This window comes from Streptomyces sp. NPDC060000 (assembly GCF_042737375.1).
Lineage (GTDB): Bacteria > Actinomycetota > Actinomycetes > Streptomycetales > Streptomycetaceae > Streptomyces.
Map to the genome: position 1 here is coordinate 305,610 of NZ_JBHWUU010000001.1, position 14,970 is coordinate 320,579.

At 73.3% G+C, this 14,970-nt stretch carries 14 protein-coding genes; 8 read left to right on the plus strand and 6 right to left on the minus strand.

Annotation, left to right across the window (positions count from 1 at the left end):
• Positions 1–21: 21 nt before the first annotated feature.
• On the plus strand, positions 22–315 hold the full coding sequence (locus tag ACFWBB_RS01310; protein WP_385265271.1) for a hypothetical protein: 294 nt from the start codon (positions 22–24) through the stop codon (positions 313–315).
• A 194-nt stretch (positions 316–509) separates the two neighbouring features.
• Here ACFWBB_RS01310 and ACFWBB_RS01315 read toward each other — a convergent pair whose 3' ends face one another.
• Complete coding sequence (locus ACFWBB_RS01315; RefSeq protein ID WP_385265274.1) at positions 510–776, minus strand: hypothetical protein; 267 nt, start codon at positions 774–776, stop codon at positions 510–512.
• 401 nt (positions 777–1,177) lie between these two features.
• Here ACFWBB_RS01315 and ACFWBB_RS01320 point away from each other — a divergent pair, with 401 nt between their 5' ends.
• Complete coding sequence (locus ACFWBB_RS01320; RefSeq protein ID WP_385265277.1) at positions 1,178–1,636, plus strand: SRPBCC family protein; 459 nt, start codon at positions 1,178–1,180, stop codon at positions 1,634–1,636.
• 42 nt (positions 1,637–1,678) lie between these two features.
• Here the strand turns inward: ACFWBB_RS01320 and ACFWBB_RS01325 are convergent, their stop codons facing one another.
• From ACFWBB_RS01325 to ACFWBB_RS01335, 3 genes are all read right to left on the minus strand, one after another.
• Positions 1,679–1,852: a hypothetical protein gene (locus tag ACFWBB_RS01325; protein WP_385265280.1), complete on the minus strand. Its 174-nt coding sequence runs from the start codon at positions 1,850–1,852 to the stop codon at positions 1,679–1,681.
• 25 nt (positions 1,853–1,877) lie between these two features.
• Entirely contained in the window at positions 1,878–2,234 is a 357-nt protein-coding gene (locus tag ACFWBB_RS01330) for a PRC-barrel domain-containing protein (protein WP_385265283.1), read from the minus strand.
• Between the two features lie 130 nt (positions 2,235–2,364).
• On the minus strand, positions 2,365–4,416 hold the full coding sequence (locus ACFWBB_RS01335; protein ID WP_385265285.1) for a SpoIIE family protein phosphatase: 2,052 nt from the start codon (positions 4,414–4,416) through the stop codon (positions 2,365–2,367).
• Positions 4,417–4,930: 514 nt separating this feature from the next.
• Here ACFWBB_RS01335 and ACFWBB_RS01340 point away from each other — a divergent pair.
• The 5 genes from ACFWBB_RS01340 to ACFWBB_RS01360 all read left to right on the plus strand — a co-directional run bounded on the left by ACFWBB_RS01340 (position 4,931) and on the right by ACFWBB_RS01360 (position 11,507).
• A complete protein-coding gene (locus ACFWBB_RS01340; protein ID WP_037751662.1) occupies positions 4,931–5,134 on the plus strand; it encodes a cold-shock protein in 204 nt (67 codons plus the stop codon).
• A gap of 145 nt (positions 5,135–5,279) precedes the next feature.
• Positions 5,280–6,215, plus strand: coding sequence for an amidohydrolase family protein (locus ACFWBB_RS01345; RefSeq protein ID WP_385265289.1), 936 nt, complete (start codon positions 5,280–5,282; stop codon positions 6,213–6,215).
• Between the two features lie 138 nt (positions 6,216–6,353).
• Entirely contained in the window at positions 6,354–6,779 is a 426-nt protein-coding gene (locus tag ACFWBB_RS01350) for an SRPBCC family protein (protein WP_385265292.1), read from the plus strand.
• A 67-nt stretch (positions 6,780–6,846) separates the two neighbouring features.
• Positions 6,847–8,586, plus strand: coding sequence for an RNA ligase family protein (locus tag ACFWBB_RS01355; protein WP_385265295.1), 1,740 nt, complete (start codon positions 6,847–6,849; stop codon positions 8,584–8,586).
• A complete protein-coding gene (locus ACFWBB_RS01360; protein ID WP_385265298.1) occupies positions 8,586–11,507 on the plus strand; it encodes a poly(A) polymerase in 2,922 nt (973 codons plus the stop codon). Before ACFWBB_RS01355 ends, ACFWBB_RS01360 begins: the two co-directional genes overlap by 1 nt.
• Before the next feature lie 81 nt (positions 11,508–11,588).
• Here ACFWBB_RS01360 and ACFWBB_RS01365 read toward each other — a convergent pair whose 3' ends face one another.
• Positions 11,589–12,722: an FAD-dependent oxidoreductase gene (locus ACFWBB_RS01365; protein WP_385265301.1), complete on the minus strand. Its 1,134-nt coding sequence runs from the start codon at positions 12,720–12,722 to the stop codon at positions 11,589–11,591.
• Positions 12,723–12,862: 140 nt separating this feature from the next.
• Between ACFWBB_RS01365 and ACFWBB_RS01370 the strand changes: the two genes are divergently transcribed.
• Positions 12,863–13,534, plus strand: coding sequence for a TetR/AcrR family transcriptional regulator (locus tag ACFWBB_RS01370; protein WP_385265304.1), 672 nt, complete (start codon positions 12,863–12,865; stop codon positions 13,532–13,534).
• A gap of 96 nt (positions 13,535–13,630) precedes the next feature.
• Here the strand turns inward: ACFWBB_RS01370 and ACFWBB_RS01375 are convergent, their stop codons facing one another.
• Positions 13,631–14,872 (minus strand): NAD(P)/FAD-dependent oxidoreductase, encoded by a 1,242-nt coding sequence (locus tag ACFWBB_RS01375; protein WP_385265308.1) that lies wholly within the window; start codon positions 14,870–14,872, stop codon positions 13,631–13,633.
• Positions 14,873–14,970: the final 98 nt, after the last annotated feature.

The following is a 14,970-nucleotide window of genomic DNA, read 5'->3' on the forward strand; positions in this document are numbered from 1 at the left end:
GATCGGGGTACCTGGGCCCACATGGCACAGAAAAATGATCACGTCGAATCCGTCCGTGCCGTGCGGCAGCTGCGGCGCGTCCGCCCCGTCTACGGGGGCGGTGCCCTCCTGTGGGCCGCATCGGCCGCCTGGACGGGGTGGGAAGACCCCGGAAGCCGGCAGATGTGGGTGTCGGTGCTGTTCCTGGTGGTCTTCACCGGTCTGCTGTCCGTGACTTCGCTGTGGCTGTCGCGTCAGCGGGCCGCCGGTGAGGGCAGGTCCGTGCACCATGCCGCTCCACGAAGGGCGCTCTCGGGCCGCCACGCCAGTGCCTGAGCGCTGAACTCTCCGCGGGTACACATCCCGCCTCGGCCACCAGGACCGGGCCCGCCGCTCCCCCGGCGGGCCCGACCCGTCCCAGGGGATGCCGAACGGCGTCGGCTCTCGACCTCGCCGGCAACACCCGCGGGGGACGGACGGCAACCCCGCTACGGGACATCGCCGTTCACGCGCCCACACCTGAGGAAGCGTCACGCCGTGCGCCTCGCAGACGTCGGCGATCCCGTCGCCCGGCGCAGGATGTCCGGCGGGGCGGGCGCGTAGTCGAACGTCGCTCCCTCCGCCGGCCGCGGCGTGGCCGGCAGCCCGGAGTTGAAGACGCAGGCGGCGAGAACCGGGACACCACCTCGGTGCAACGCGGGCAGCAGGTCGTCGAGAGCGCTGTGATCCACCAGCGTGCACCGGCCGGAGAGCACCACCACGTCGGCGTCGGTCTCCCGCACCGGCGTCGTCAGCATGCCCGGGTGACGCATGCCCGCGCCGACGGCGCCCACCACCCCCTGGGGACGCGGCTCCGACAGGGCGGGGAAGCCCTCACACAATGCGGCGTCGAACGAGGGCGTCCTTCTTTCAGGTTCCGGTCTTCCGGGTTCCGGCTCGTCTCAAGTGGCCTGCGGATCAGACTCGTCGGGGACGCGGCGCCCTCCCACCGGTTCTGCGGACGAGCCTGTCGTCCGCGGCGGCCCGGAGCGGACCGGGCTCGGTGGGCCACCGGCAGGGACGGGCCCGCATCCGGTGAGCGTGCCGTTGCCGCTCGAGACGTTCGGTGGTCCCATGGGGGCGCGGCGCCGCCGCGACGGTACGGGCGGTGCGGGGCGTGACCTTCGCGCCCGTGCGACTCGACCGATGAGGAGTGCCCATGTCAGGACAGTTCGAAGCGACGGTGGAGGTCGATCGGGCTGTCGAGGAGGTCTTCGCCTACCTCGCCGACGGCCGCAACGATCCGCGGTTCAGTCCCCGGGTGCTCAGGATCGAGCGGATTCCGGACGCGCCGACCACGGTGGGGACCGTCTTCAGGAGCACGGTCAAGGACGCCGGGATGAAGACGGCCAGGGAGTTCCGCATCACCGCTCTCGAGGCCCCGGTGCGGCTCCGCTGGACCGAGGCCTCGAAGAACTCCGTGACGGTACGTGAAGGCGGCTACGACCTGGAGCGGTTGACCGGCGGCAGGACCCGGGTCCGCATCTTCAACGTTCTCGAAGGGCACGGACTGGGCAAGCTCCTCGTCGGCCTGGCACTCGCCGCCGCCCGCAAGGATGCCGACGCTTTCGGCGCCCGCATCAAGGCGGCGACCGAGGCGGCGATCGCTCCGCGCTGACGGCCCCGCCCTCCGAAGGCCCCGGCGACCCCGGAACACCGGTCAACGGGCGATACGGTGCCTGCGCCCGCCGCGGCGGAACCGGACCGCCGCGTAGCAGAGGTCGGCGAGGAGCACGACAGCGCCGATGACCAGCAGGTAGAACAGCCCGTGGACGGCGAATCCGATGATGCCCATGACCAGGGCAAGGAGGATCAGGAACAGAAACAGGCTCATTGGCTCTCCTGCGGGCCTCGACGTGTCAGCGACGGGCAAGGCGTCGCTCGCCGCCGACGCCCGGCGCATAGTCCAGTTCGTAGTGTGCGAAGACCTTTGGTTCGTCCGGGGCGAGCAGTTCGCCGTCGGTGTCGATCGACGGTGCTTTCTTCACGGCGTTCTTGTGGTGGGCGACCTTCACATAGCCCGGGCCGACCGTCGCCCCGAGGAGCGGCACGAAGACCAGACGGCGCCGGGTGGGCAGACCGACGGTCACCGTGGCGAAGCTGGGCAGGTCGGTCCCGGTGTCCACGTAGACCGACTCCAGGACGCCGATCCTGTGCCCCTGCGGATCGACCACGTCATGACCGCGCCATTCACGGATATCGCTTGCCTCGACCATTGAGTAACCTCCGCAGGCCGTGTACCCGTGTTCGTGCCGCCGATGTCATGCCCGCCCGCGCCGGGCTGCCGTGCGAACGCGGCAGCTGCGCCGCTCGTGAGACGCGCCGCCGTGCGGTGCCCGCCGCGGCTCACTGCGGTCGGGCCATGAGCACCGCCACGTCGTCCTGGGCGGGGTACGGCAGCATCTGCTCGAGGACGCCGTCGCAGAGTGCGGCGAGCGGCCGCCCGGGGGAGCGCAGGGCCCGGGCGAGGCGGTCGAGCCCCTGGTCGAGGTCGCTGCCGCGGGCTTCGATGAGCCCGTCGGTGTACAGGACGAGGAGGCTGCCCGGGGGGAGCGGGACCTCCTCGGTCCGGAACTGCTGTCCGCCCGTTCCCAGGGGGGTCCCAGGCGAGCCGTCGAGGAAGGTGAGCACTCCGCCGGGCGTCACCACGGCCGGCGGGGGGTGGCCGGCCCTGGCCACGAGGCATCCGCCGGAGGCCGGGTCGTGGACGGCGTAGACACAGGTCGCCATCTGGTCCTCTCCCAAGTCGGCCACGACGGTGTCCAGCGACCGCAGCAGACGGGCGGGGTCGATGTCGTGCCGGGCGAGCGCCCGCACCGCTGTGCGGAGCTGGCCCATGAGCGCCGCGGCGTGCACGCCGTGCCCCATCACGTCCCCGATGACGAGTCCGGTGCGGTCCTGGGGCAGTGCGATGACGTCGAACCAGTCGCCGCCGACGTCGTGCTCACTGGCGGGCAGGTACCGCCCCGTGAGCTCGAGGCCGGGGACGGCGGGCAGGGCGCTGTTGGTCAGGCTGCGCTGCAACGTGAGGGCAGCCGCACGCTGCCGGGTGTACATGAGCGCGTTGTCGATGTTCAGGGCCGCGCGCGCCGCCAGCTCGTCGATGAGCACACTGTCCTGCTCGTCGAAGGGCTCACGGCTGCGCAGCCGCGTCACCACGACCGCGCCGAGCACCTTGCCCCGGGCCACCAGCGGGATCAGCCTCGCGGAACCCAGGTTCACGAGGTAGGCGCGCAACTCGTCGGCGCGCGGATCGGTGACCAGCGCCGGGACGTCGGATCGGTAGAGGTTGGTGGGACGGCCGTCGGCGATGACCCGTTCGTAGAGGGAGCCGCGCGCGATCCGGGAGGTCATGCCCGGCAGCAGCCTCGCCGTCGGGGCGGCGGGGTCGGGGAAGAGGGCGGCCATGCGCCGCACCACGCCGTGGGTGGCGGCGGTGGACTCGTCGGGTGCGAGGACCTCTTCGAGGAGCTGTACGTCGGCGGAGTCGGCGAGCTGGGGCACCAGCATCCGCACGATCTCCTCCGACGTCTGCCGCAGGTCCAGAGTGGTGCCGATACGGGTGCCGGCCTCCGCCAGCAGGGCGAAGCGGCGCCGGGCGCGTTCGGCCTCGTGTTCGGCCTGCTGGCCCTCGGTGATGTCGATCAGGGAGGCGATCAGGCCCAGCGTCCGGCCGGTGCCGTCGACGAGCGGTGCGTAGGAGCACGACCAGGTGCGTTCGCGGTCGGGTTCCGCCGGGGTGCGCCCGGTGCGGCGGACGTCGACGACGGCCGTGCCCCTGTCGAGCACCTCCCGCATCGTCGACTCCAGTGCCAGGGCGTTGACGCCGGGCACGACCTCCGTCAGCCGCCTGCCCAGGTGCTCGGCGGCGGAGACACCGTTCATCCGGGCGAGCGCGTCGTTGACCCGCAGGAAGCGCAGGTCGGCGCCGAGGGTCGCCAGGCCGATGGGCGACTGGCTGAAGAGGCTCTCCAGGGCCGCCAGGGAGTCGCGCATGCGCAGGACCTGGGAGGTCTCCACGGCGATCAGCAGAGCTCCGGGCCGCCCCCGCGCGTCGGCGGCGGGCACGATCCACATCTCCATCGTGACCTGATGGCCTTCGCGATGGCGCACCGACAGGGTGCCGACGACGGTTTCCCCGCCCTGGACGCGACAGGTGAGCTGGTCGGCGAGCTCACGGTTGCCCTCCGGGACCAGCAGGGCCGACGCGAGCCGGTCGAGCACGTCCTGCGGCCGGTACCCGAGCAGATCCTGTGCGGCCAGCGACCACTCCACGATGCGGCCGTCCGCGTCCTCCCGCCACAGGGCGATCGGCAGCAGCTCGCGCAGGACACCCGCGTACCCGACAGCCCCCAAAGGCTGCTCCGGCGTCTGGCCCGCCGTCTGGGGGGCATTCACCGTACGACCTCCCCATCAAGCGACATGGCATATGAAAAGACCATATCCGGAAGTGCGTACTCCACCCCTTCTCTCCGCCGGGGGCCCGCGGCCGTGTGCCCGGCCGAGCGCGAGGGTGATCTTCGCCGCCGAGCGGGGCTCGTCCTGCTCGGTGAGGCGGCGGCGGACCGGATCGACCGGGGTCGGCCGCGCCGTGGTGGCGGGTTCGGTCGTGGCCGCCCGCCTACGGAGACGGCGCCGCAGCCATGGCGGTGCCGCGGCGGCATCGGCGGTGGCGCCGCGGCGGTCTTCTCACCCGTTCGTCGCTCCGCGCCCCAACGGATCGGCGAAACACGGCCGTCGCCGTCTGGTGGGCGCCGGTTTCGCCGTGTAGCGTCGCTCTCAGATGTCGTGGTTGGTTCGCAGTACCCGCCCGCGCTGCCGCGCGGGTGTTTTGCTGTCCAGTGCCGGACCAGGGCGATCACCTCCGGGTTCCGCGCGGTGCGGTTCCCGACAGCGACCGAGAGGCACCAGCATGGCCAGCGGAACCGTCAAGTGGTTCAACGCCGAAAAGGGCTTCGGCTTCATCGCCCAGGACGGCGGCGGACCGGACGTCTTCGCGCACTACTCCAACATCAACGCCTCCGGCTTCCGTGAGCTCCAGGAAGGCCAGGCGGTCACCTTCGACATCACCCAGGGTCAGAAGGGCCCGCAGGCGGAGAACATCACGCCTGCCTGACCCCGCACGCCCACTCGGGTCCCGGAGCCATCACGGCTCCGGGACCTGTTGGTGTGCCGTCCACCGCTCGGCGGTGACGGATCCCTCACGGATTCCTCGCGCGAAGGAGTGGACCGCCACCCTGGCCGGGCCGATCGTTGGCGACATGGACGATCACCGTGCAGCACCCGTCGACTCCGGCGGTTCCGCCGAACCCGCCCAGGCCGGCGCCGAGGCCGGAGAGGTCCGGCGGTTCTGGGGGAGCCTCGGTCTCCCGGGGCTGGTCGACGTCCACACGCACTTCATGCCCGAGCGGGTCCTGCTCAAGGTCTGGGACTACTTCGACGCACTCGGATCGCTGACCGGTGGACTCGAGTGGCCGATCACCTACCGGCAGGAGGAGGCCGAACGGACCGCCGTGCTGCGGGAGTTCGGTGTACGGGCCTTCACCGCGATGCTCTACCCGCACAAGCCTGGCATGGCCCGGTGGCTGAACGGCTGGGCGGCCGACTTCGCGCACCGCACCCCCGACTGTCTGCACACCGCCACCCTCTACCCCGAGCCGGGCGTGGAGGCGTATGTCCGCGAGGCCGTAGAGGCGGGCGCGCGTGTCTTCAAGGCGCATGTGCAGGTGGGGGCTTACGACCCGGCCGACGAACTCCTCCGGCCGGCATGGGGGTTGCTGGCCGAGGCAGGCATCCCCGTCGTGATCCACTGCGGCTCCGGGCCCGCGCCCGGCAAGCACACCGGACCCGCGCCGATCGCGCGGGTACTGGCCGGCCACCCCCGGCTGCGGCTGATCGTCGCGCACCTGGGGATGCCCGAGTACGAGGAGTTCCTGGGCCTGGCCGAGCGGTACGGGGAGGTCCGGCTGGACACGACGATGGCGTTCACCGACTTCACCGAGGGGCTCATGCCGTTCCCCCGCGGGGCCCTGCCCCGGCTGGCCGGGCTCGGCGACCGCATCCTGCTCGGCTCCGACTTCCCCAACATCCCCTACCCGTATGTGCACCAGCTCTTCGCCCTGCAACGGCTGGAGCTCGGGGAGGACTGGCTGCGGGCGGTGTGCCACGACAACGCGGCAGGGTTGTTCGGACTGTGAGAGCCGGCCCCCGCCTGCCGGCATGTGCCGCTGTCCGGCGGCCCGGCCGGCCGTGTGGGCCGTCTGTGCGTGGGTATCCGCTTCGGACCTGACCGTCGGGCCAGTCCCGAAACCGTTCGACCTGGAGAGAGGTACCCCATGTCCGCGTCACTGGTGGAAACCGTCGACGTCGAAGCCCCCGTCAGCGTCGCGTGGGCGCTCTGGAGCGATGTGACCCGATGGCCGGCCTTCCTGAGTCACGTACGACTCGTGGAGAGGCTGGACGGCCGCCGCTTCGCCTGGCAGCTGCAACTGCCGGGCGCCGACAAGAACTTCGTCGCCGAGCTCACCGAGGTCGTCCCGGAGGACCGCATCGCCTGGCACACCGTGGAGGGGGTCGAGCACGCCGGTGTGGTCACCTTCCACCGGCTGAACGACACGACGAGCCGGGTGACCCTGCAGATCGAATACGACCCCAAGGGGTTCGTCGAACGGCTCGGCGCGCTCACCAACCTGGACTCGGCACTCGCCAACTACGATCTCGGCGAGTTCCAGAAACTGGCCGAGGCGACCGCGGCGGCCTGACCTCCCGGACCCGGGGCCGCCGGTAATCCGATGGAGCCGCCGTTTCCGCGCTCCTATAGTGGCCCGCATGCCTACCCCCTATCCCAGGACCCCCCATCTGCCCTGGTCACCGGGCACGTCCGCGGATGATGTGCGGACCGCCGGGCTGGGCGGGTTCGCCGGGCGGGAGGTGGTCGTCACCGAGAAACTCGACGGCGAGAACACGACGCTGTACCCGGACGGACTGCACGCGCGGTCCGTGGATTCCGCGCACCATCCGTCACGCGCCTGGGTCAAGGCGCTGCAGGGGCGGGTGGGGGCGCGGATTCCCCAGGGATGGCGCGTGTGCGGGGAGAACGTGTACGCACGGCACTCGATCCCGTACGACGGCCTGGAAGGCTACTTCTACGGGTTCTCCGTGTGGGACGACCACGACCGGTGTCTGGGCTGGGACGAGACCGTGCGGTTCCTGCGGGGGCTGGGCGTGCCGGCGCCGCCCGTGTTGTGGCGGGGGACGTACGACGAGCGGGTACTGCGGCGGCTGCGGGTGGAGACCGGGCGGCAGGAGGGGTACGTCGTACGCACCGTCGAGGGCTTCGCGCGGGAGGACTTCGCCGGGCGGATCGCCAAGTGGGTGCGGCCCGGACATGTGACGACGGGGACGCACTGGATGCACACGACCGTCGTGGCGAACGGGCTCGGCCCGGCCGCCGCGCTGTGGGCGGTGCGGTCCGGGGCGGCGGCGGACGCGACAGTCCTGGCCGGGCACGTGGGGGCGGCGGACGAAGACGCGGACGCGGAAGCGGCCGCCGAGGCCGGCGTACGGCTGGACGCGCTCGGGGTACGCGGGGACGCGCGCCTCGCGGGGGTGCTCGCCGCGCTGCTGCACCGCACGCGACGGGCATGGCTGATGAGCCGGGCCGCCGGACCCCTGGGGGTGCCGCTCGCGAGGCGGGTCGCCGACCTGGTGGGACTGCACGCCGCGCTGCACCGGCCGTACCCGGACGCGGAGCGGCGGACCGGGCTCGTACGGATGTCGTTCGCGGCCGAACTCGGGGTGCTGCACGCCGTCGCGGCAGCGGTCGCGAGGGAGCAGCGGGCGCGGGAGCAGGTGGAGTGGTCCGCCCTGCACGCGGAGGAGGCCGGACTGCTCGGTGAGGCGCCGCTCCGGCCGCTGAGGGCCGGGCTGCGCGAGACGCTGGCGAGGGACGGGGTCGGCGGCGAGGCGGCGGACCGCTGCTGGGCGGAGGCGCGCGAGATGTACGCGCGGGGGCGGGTCGCCACGGTGGAGGAGGCCGTCGCGGCGACGTGGCGGTGGCGGGGCGGGGACTTCCCCCGGCTGGTTCATCTCGTGGGGCCGTCCGGCAGCGGCAAGAGCGCCTTCGCGGCCCGGTCGGCGGGCGTTACGTCATGCGTCTCGCTGGACGGACTGCGGGCGGCGCGCGGCTCGCGGGCGGATCAGAAGGCCAACGGGGAGGTGCTGCGGGAAGGCCTGCAGCGGTTGGACGAGGCGCTCGGGGCCGGTGGCACGGTGGTGTGGGACGCCACGTCGCTCAACCCGCACCAGCGGACCCTGGTGCACGCCGTGGCGGGCCGGCGGGACGCGCTGGTCACGCACGCCGTGCTGCTCACCGACGAGGACGAGCTGGTGCGACGCAACGCCGGGCGTGCGCATCCGGTGCCGGCGGACGTGCTGACCGGGCAGCTGCGCCGCTTCGTGCCGCCGTATCCCGGCCAGGCGCACCGCACCTGGTACGTGGGCGCGGACGGGACCGTGCAGGACCGCGACGGCTCACTGGACGGCTCACCGGACGGGGAGGACACCTGATGCGCACCAGCGACGAGATCTATCACCGGGTGCGCTGGGACCCGCGTTTCGACCCCGCGCGGTTCGTGCTCGGCATCAACCAGCGCGGCGCCGAGCCCAAGCGGGTGCCGCTGCCGACGTTCGTGCCGGGCGGCGAGATCCCGTGGCACCGGGTGCTGTTCGTGGAGGCGGACGGCGAGGTGGTGTGGGACCGTGCCACGGGCGTCGACCGCATCGACGCGTCCGGCGCCGGCCGGGTGCGCGAGGCACGGCGGCTGCGTGCGCCCTTCTTCACCGCGCGCACGCCACATGCCTGGGACGCCTCCACCCGGCGGTGGACCCCCGCGCAGCCCACCCCGGGGGAACCGGGGCGGGACCGGACACGGGTGCTGACCTGGAACACGCTCTGGGACCGCTACGACAGCCACCGCATCGACACCGCCCTGCGCCGCCCGCTGCTGCTGGCGGCGCTCGAGCACGCCGACGCGGACGTCATCGCCCTCCAGGAGGTCGAGGCGGGGCTGCTGGCCATGCTGCTGGCCGCGCCGTGGGTACAGGCCCACTACACCGTCGGCACCGACCCCTACGGCAAGGACGTCGACGACTGCGGTCTCCTCCTGCTCAGCCGGCTCCCGGTGCGGGAGGCGGCTCTGCACGTCCTCGGCCGTCACAAGGCCGTCACCGCCGTCGTCGTCGACACCGCTTCCGGACCCCTGACCGTGGCCGCCACGCATCTGACGAGCGACCACTCCGAGGACGGGCCGACCCGACGCGGCGCCGAACTCGCCCGGCTGGCAGAGGGGTTGGCGGGAGTCGAGGGCAGCCTGGCCCTCGTAGGCGACTTCAACGACGGAGGCCCGGGCCCTGCGCGCACCCTCGGCATGCTCGACGCCTGGACCGAGACGCACGGGCCGCACGACGACTCGCCCACCTTCGACCCCGGCGTCAATCCACTGGCCGCCGTCGCCTCCCTGTCGGGCCGCGCCTCCCGTCTCGACCGGGTGTTCGTCCGCCCCGCCGGCGGCGCGCGGGTGACCGGGGCGGCACTGCTCGGCACCACGCCCACCCCTCAGGGGCTGTACGTCTCCGACCACTACGGGGTCGTCGCCGACCTGAACTGCGGCACCGGCCCGTCCGTCGACGTGCTCGACGTCGCGCCGACGGCTCGTACGGCACTGGCGTGGGTCCCGCCGCGCGAACTGTGGCCGGCGCTCCAGGAGGTGCGCCGGGACCACGACGTGCAGATCCGGCGCTGGCCGCCGCACGTCAACGTGCTGTTCGGGTTCGTCCCCGAGTCGGACTTCGAGCGGGCGGCCCCGCTGCTCGCCACGGCGGCCGCCCAGGTCGCGCCGTTCACGGCACGGCTGGAGGGGCTGCACACCTTCGGCCACCGGCAGGACGCCACGGTGTGGCTGGACCCCGCGGCCGACGACGAGACGCCGTGGGCGGAGCTGTGGCAGGCGCTCGTACGGCGCTTCCCCCGCTGCCGCGGACACCACGACGGATTCACCCCGCACCTGAGCCTCGGCCGGGCCGCCGACCCGCACGCCGTCGGCGTCGACTGCGCGGCGCGGCTCTCCCCGATGAGCGTGTGGGTCGGCGAGCTGGTCCTGCTGTCCCGGCGCGGCGACGAACCGATGCGGCCGCGGGCCACGGTCGCCCTCGGCACCGGCGAGCTGCGGTGGCTTCCCGAGCCCGCCACGGGACGGCCCGACCGGGGCCGGGAGGACTGGGCCGCGCCCTCGGCCGCCGCGGCCGTCCTGCCCGCCACGGACGACGCGGCGGCCGAGCGGGTCGTGCGGCGGCTGACGGACGCGCTCGGCGGGGGCGTCGTCCACCTCGCGGGGTCGCGGCGCATGGGCTGCGCGCTCGCCGGATCCGACGTGGACGCCGTTGCGGCGCTGCCCGGCGCCGTGGACCTCGCGGCCGTGCGGGAGCGGGTCACGGCCGCGCTGCCGGACGCCGAGCGGATGCGGGAGGTCGTCGGCGCGCGCGTGCCGGGGCTGCGGTTCCACGTCGAAGGGCTCGACGTGGACCTGGTGGTCGTGGCCACGGGAGCGGTCCCCACGAAGGACGCGGTCGCCCGGCGGGCGGAGCTGGGTGAGGCCGCGGCTGTCGCGCTGAGCTCGGTGTCCGACGCGGACGCGGTACTGGCGGCTGTGAGCGCCCGGGCCGTGGGCCCGGCTGGGGCATCGCGGTTCACGGTGCTGGCGCGAGGCGTGAAGGCCTGGGCGCGGGCCCGTGGCCTGGACTCGGCACCGTTCGGTGGCCTGCCCGGCGTGGCATGGGCGGTGCTCGCGGCCCGCACGGTCCGGCAGTCGCCCGACCTCGCGGACTCCGGTGATCTGCTGCGGCGGTTCTTCGGCACCTGGGCCGCGTGGGACTGGCGCGAGCCCGTCGCCCTCACCGGGGGCGGGCACGAAACGCATGAGGCCCTGACCGTACTGACGCCCAGCGCACCCGTGCGTTCCTGTACCGAACAGCTCGGCCCGAACGGCCGGGACCTGCTGAGCAAGGAGCTCTACCTGGCCTGGGAAACAGTGGAGGCCGCGGCGGAGTCCGGTACGGATCCGTGGCCCGGGCTGCTGTCCCCGCCGCCCCTGCACCGTCGGCACGCCGCATGGGCCGTGGTGACGGTCCTGCCCCGCCGGGGGGAGGACTTCGACGAGCTGAACGGGCGCGTACGCGGACGGATGCGTGCGCTGCTCCGGGCGTTGCAGGAGGCGGGGGCCGGCGACGCGCACGCCTGGCCGCGATCCCTGGCCCCCACGTCGGCGGCGGCGTCCGCGGACGGGCCCACGAGTGGGCAGTACGTCATCGGGTTGGGACACACGTCCCTCGGCGCGGAGCGGCTCGCGGACATCGCCGCACGCTGGGTCACGGGTCTGCCGGGCGTCGAGGTGACCCACGTCGAGGGTGGGACGGTCCCCACGGTGCGGTGACGGTCGTCCGTCCGGGGGCGGGGCGAGGGGGGAGGCGGCGAAGTGCCGGGCGGGCACGGGATCACGTCGGCCGCCGGTCGTTCACCCGGGCTGCTCGTGATCGGTGAAGAAGCGGACGAGGCTGTGCGGGGCGTCGGCGTCGAAGCACAGCCGGTGGACGTGGGCAGCTTCGGCGGCGGCAGCGGCGCTCCGTGGGAAAAGTGCTTGCTCGTACGCGGTGAGCGCGGCCTCGAGGTCGTCCGGGTGCGCGGCGACGGCCTCGCCGAGCTCGGCGCCGTCGTACAGGGCGAGGTTGGCACCCTCGCCGGACGGTGGCATCAGATGGGCGGCGTCGCCGAGCAACGTCACCCCGGGCACGCGATCCCACCGGTGTCCGGCCGGCAGTGAGTGGACGGTCCGCAGCACCGGTGCGGTCTCACCGTCCGTGATCAACGCCCTCAGCGCCGGGGCCCAGTCGTCGAACTCCGCGGCGATCCGTGCCCTGACCGCGCCCGCGTCGGTGAAGTCGATGGCGCCGAACCACTCCTGCGGCTTGTCGAGCGCCACATAGGTGTGCAGGACGCCGCCGGGCTCGCGATGGGCGAGGATCCCCTTCCCGGGGGCGAGAGCGGAGAGCGAGCCGCCGCCGACCGTCCGGGCGCAGGCCGGGTGGCGGGTGTCGACGTCGAACAGGTACGTCTCGACGAAGGACCTGCCGACGTACTCGTTCCTGGCGTCCGACAGCAGCGGACGGACCCGCGACCACGCCCCGTCCGCGCCGACCAGGAGTCCGGTCCGCACGGTGGCCCCGTCCGCGAACGTCACCTCGTGTCGGCCCTCGCCCAGCGGACGGACCGCGGTGGCTTTGTGCCCCCAGTCGACGGTGCCGGCCGGCAGCGAGTCGAGCAGCATGCGGCGCAGGTCGCCGCGGTGGACCTCAGGACGTGTGCCGGTGCCGTCGTCGGGCTCGTCCAGGAGCACGGTCGCGTCCTTGTCGAGCACGCGCGACGCTTCACCGCCTTCGTGGACGAGGTCGAGGAACTCGTCGAACAGGCCGGCGGCCTTGAGGGCGAGCTGCCCGTTGTGCTCGTGGATGTCGAGCATGCCGCCCTGGGAGCGGGCGGTCGGTGAGGGCTCCGCCTCGTGGACCGTCGCCGGGATGCCGTGTACCTGGAGGACACGGGCGAGGGTCAGTCCGCCGAGGCCGGCGCCGATGATCGTGACGTCAGTGCTCATGCTGGCTCCTTGCGGGTCGAACGCCTGGCGGCCGGGCAGCCGGCGGACGTCTCTGGAATGCTGTTCCAGAGTCAGACTGGAGCGCCGTTCCAGAGATGTCAAGCTGGAACGGGGTTCCAGGGCTGTGCCAGGATGTGCGCATGGCATCCAGGACGCGTCGTGCCGAGCGACGAGAGGAACCGCTCTCCCGGGAGCGCATCGTCGAGGCGGCGATCGCGCTTCTCGACACGGCGGGCGAGGGCGGACTCACCTTCCGCGCGCTGTCCGAGCGCCTCGCCACCGGGCCCGGCGCGATCTACTGGCATGTCACGGGCAAGGACGAGCTCCTCAGCGCCGCCGCCGACGTCGTCGTCGCCGGCGCCCTGTCCGACGGCACCGCGGGCGCGACGCCCCAGGAGGCGATCCGTGCCCTCGCACTCGGCGTGTTCGACGCGATGGACGCCCACCCCTGGATCGGCACGCAACTCGCCCGGGCCCCCGCGCAGTCACCGCTGCTGCGGGTCTTCGAACACCTCGGGCGCCAGGTCCAGGCGCTCGGCGTACCCCACGCGGCCCAGTTCACCGCCGCGTGCGCGCTGCTGAACTACATCCTCGGCGTGGGCGGACAGAACGCGGCCAACGCCCGCGCACACCGGCCGGACACGAGCCGGACCGAGTTCCTCGACACCACCTCGGCCGCGTGGGCGGAGCTCGATCCCGACGAGTACGCGTTCACCCGGAACGTCGCGGCCCAACTGCGCGACCACGACGACCGGGAGGAGTTCCTCGCCGGCATCGACCTCATCCTCACCGGGATCACCGCCAGTCATTAGCCGACAGACCGGCGCCGTGGTGACCGGCCTGCGCACAGCGGACCCGAAACCCCGCACCGTCCCGTCGCGCGCCGGCCGCCAGGAGCCGGCACGCGGCTACCGTCCCAGGTCGCGCAGCACCTCCCGGGCGGCGCGGGCACCCGAGGCCATCGCTCCCTGGACCGAGCCGGTGGCCCGGTGGTCACCGCACACGTACCGGCCCGGGGCCACGCGGGTCGTGCGGCTGAGCTCCTGAGGGGGCGCCATCTCGGGCAACGCGTCGGGCACCGTACGCACGGTCAGCAGATCCCAGCGGTCGGCATCGGTGCCGTAGACCTCGCTCAGCGCCGCTCGCAGCGCGTGCTCCCGGTCCCCGGTGCCGGCGCCGAGCACCGAGGTGGCGACGAGCGCGCGGCCGGGTGGCGCACAGGAGGCGGCGACCTCGCTCAGTACGCACGTGTTGAGGAAGCGGCGCCCGGTGTCGACCAGCAGGGTGGGCTCGTCCAGTGGGGAGCGCGACGTGGCGTGGTAGTAGGTCGTCACGACGCGGTAGGCCGGCACGGCGAGGCCGGGCAGCAGGGTGACAGCAGGCCCGGGGCCGGTGGCCACCACCACGGCGCGCGCCGGGACGACCGCGCGGGCCGCGGTCTCCACACCGTCCTGCGTCAGACGCTCCACCGGCGTCTCCAGCCGCACGGTGCCCTCCGGGAGCGCGGACGCCAGCGCGAGCGGCACGGCACCGATGCCTTCCGCGGGCAGGGTCAGGGTGCCGCGCAGCATGCTGCGCCACACCAGGTGGAACATCCGGGAGGACGTCTCCAGCCGGTCCTCCAGGAACACCCCGGACAGGAAGGGACGGAAGAAGCGCTCGACGAACGCATCGGTGAATCCGGCCCCGGCGAGCGCCGTCCGGGTGCTGCGATCCGGCCGCCCCTTGAGCCTTCGGGGCGGGGTCAGCACGTCCGAGGCCGCGAGGGCACCCAGCGCCGCCAGGTCGCGCGGTCCCGCGAGACGTCCTGACACGAGGTCGCGGAGCGTCGACGGACGTGCGCCGGGGGCGGTCAGGCGGCGCCTGCCGGCCTCGGTGTGGACGAGTACGCCCCGGGTGAAGGGACGCAGCCCCAGCCCGCGCAGGGCCAGGCGCCGCCGGACCTGTGGGTAGGACGTGTTGAACACCTGGAAGCCGCGGTCGACCACGAAGCCGTGCACGCGGTCGGAGCGCATCCGGCCACCGACACCGTCGGAGGCCTCCAGGACCTTGACGCGGACGCCCGCCGCCAGCAGGTCCTGAGCGCAGGCGAGGCCCGCGACGCCTGCTCCGACCACCACCACGTCCGAGGACCGTTCGGCTGCCGTCACGTTGCATTCCTCCGTCCGCGGGCTGAGTACCGTCCCACCCTCTTCGCTGTGGACCGGGGGCACGGATGCACCGCGGCCCGGTCAGAGGATGCGTGAAC

Bases quoted from the DNA above. Each gene is read 5' to 3' on its own strand.
- ACFWBB_RS01310 (WP_385265271.1), top strand. From the start codon at position 22: ATGGCACAGAAAAATGATCACGTCGAATCCGTCCGTGCCGTGCGGCAG.
- ACFWBB_RS01315 (WP_385265274.1), bottom strand. From the start codon at position 776: ATGCTGACGACGCCGGTGCGGGAGACCGACGCCGACGTGGTGGTGCTC.
- ACFWBB_RS01320 (WP_385265277.1), top strand. From the start codon at position 1,178: ATGTCAGGACAGTTCGAAGCGACGGTGGAGGTCGATCGGGCTGTCGAG.
- ACFWBB_RS01325 (WP_385265280.1), bottom strand. From the start codon at position 1,852: ATGAGCCTGTTTCTGTTCCTGATCCTCCTTGCCCTGGTCATGGGCATC.
- ACFWBB_RS01330 (WP_385265283.1), bottom strand. From the start codon at position 2,234: ATGGTCGAGGCAAGCGATATCCGTGAATGGCGCGGTCATGACGTGGTC.
- ACFWBB_RS01340 (WP_037751662.1), top strand. From the start codon at position 4,931: ATGGCCAGCGGAACCGTCAAGTGGTTCAACGCCGAAAAGGGCTTCGGC.
- ACFWBB_RS01345 (WP_385265289.1), top strand. From the start codon at position 5,280: ATGGACGATCACCGTGCAGCACCCGTCGACTCCGGCGGTTCCGCCGAA.
- ACFWBB_RS01350 (WP_385265292.1), top strand. From the start codon at position 6,354: ATGTCCGCGTCACTGGTGGAAACCGTCGACGTCGAAGCCCCCGTCAGC.
- ACFWBB_RS01355 (WP_385265295.1), top strand. From the start codon at position 6,847: ATGCCTACCCCCTATCCCAGGACCCCCCATCTGCCCTGGTCACCGGGC.
- ACFWBB_RS01360 (WP_385265298.1), top strand. From the start codon at position 8,586: ATGCGCACCAGCGACGAGATCTATCACCGGGTGCGCTGGGACCCGCGT.
- ACFWBB_RS01365 (WP_385265301.1), bottom strand. From the start codon at position 12,722: ATGAGCACTGACGTCACGATCATCGGCGCCGGCCTCGGCGGACTGACC.
- ACFWBB_RS01370 (WP_385265304.1), top strand. From the start codon at position 12,863: ATGGCATCCAGGACGCGTCGTGCCGAGCGACGAGAGGAACCGCTCTCC.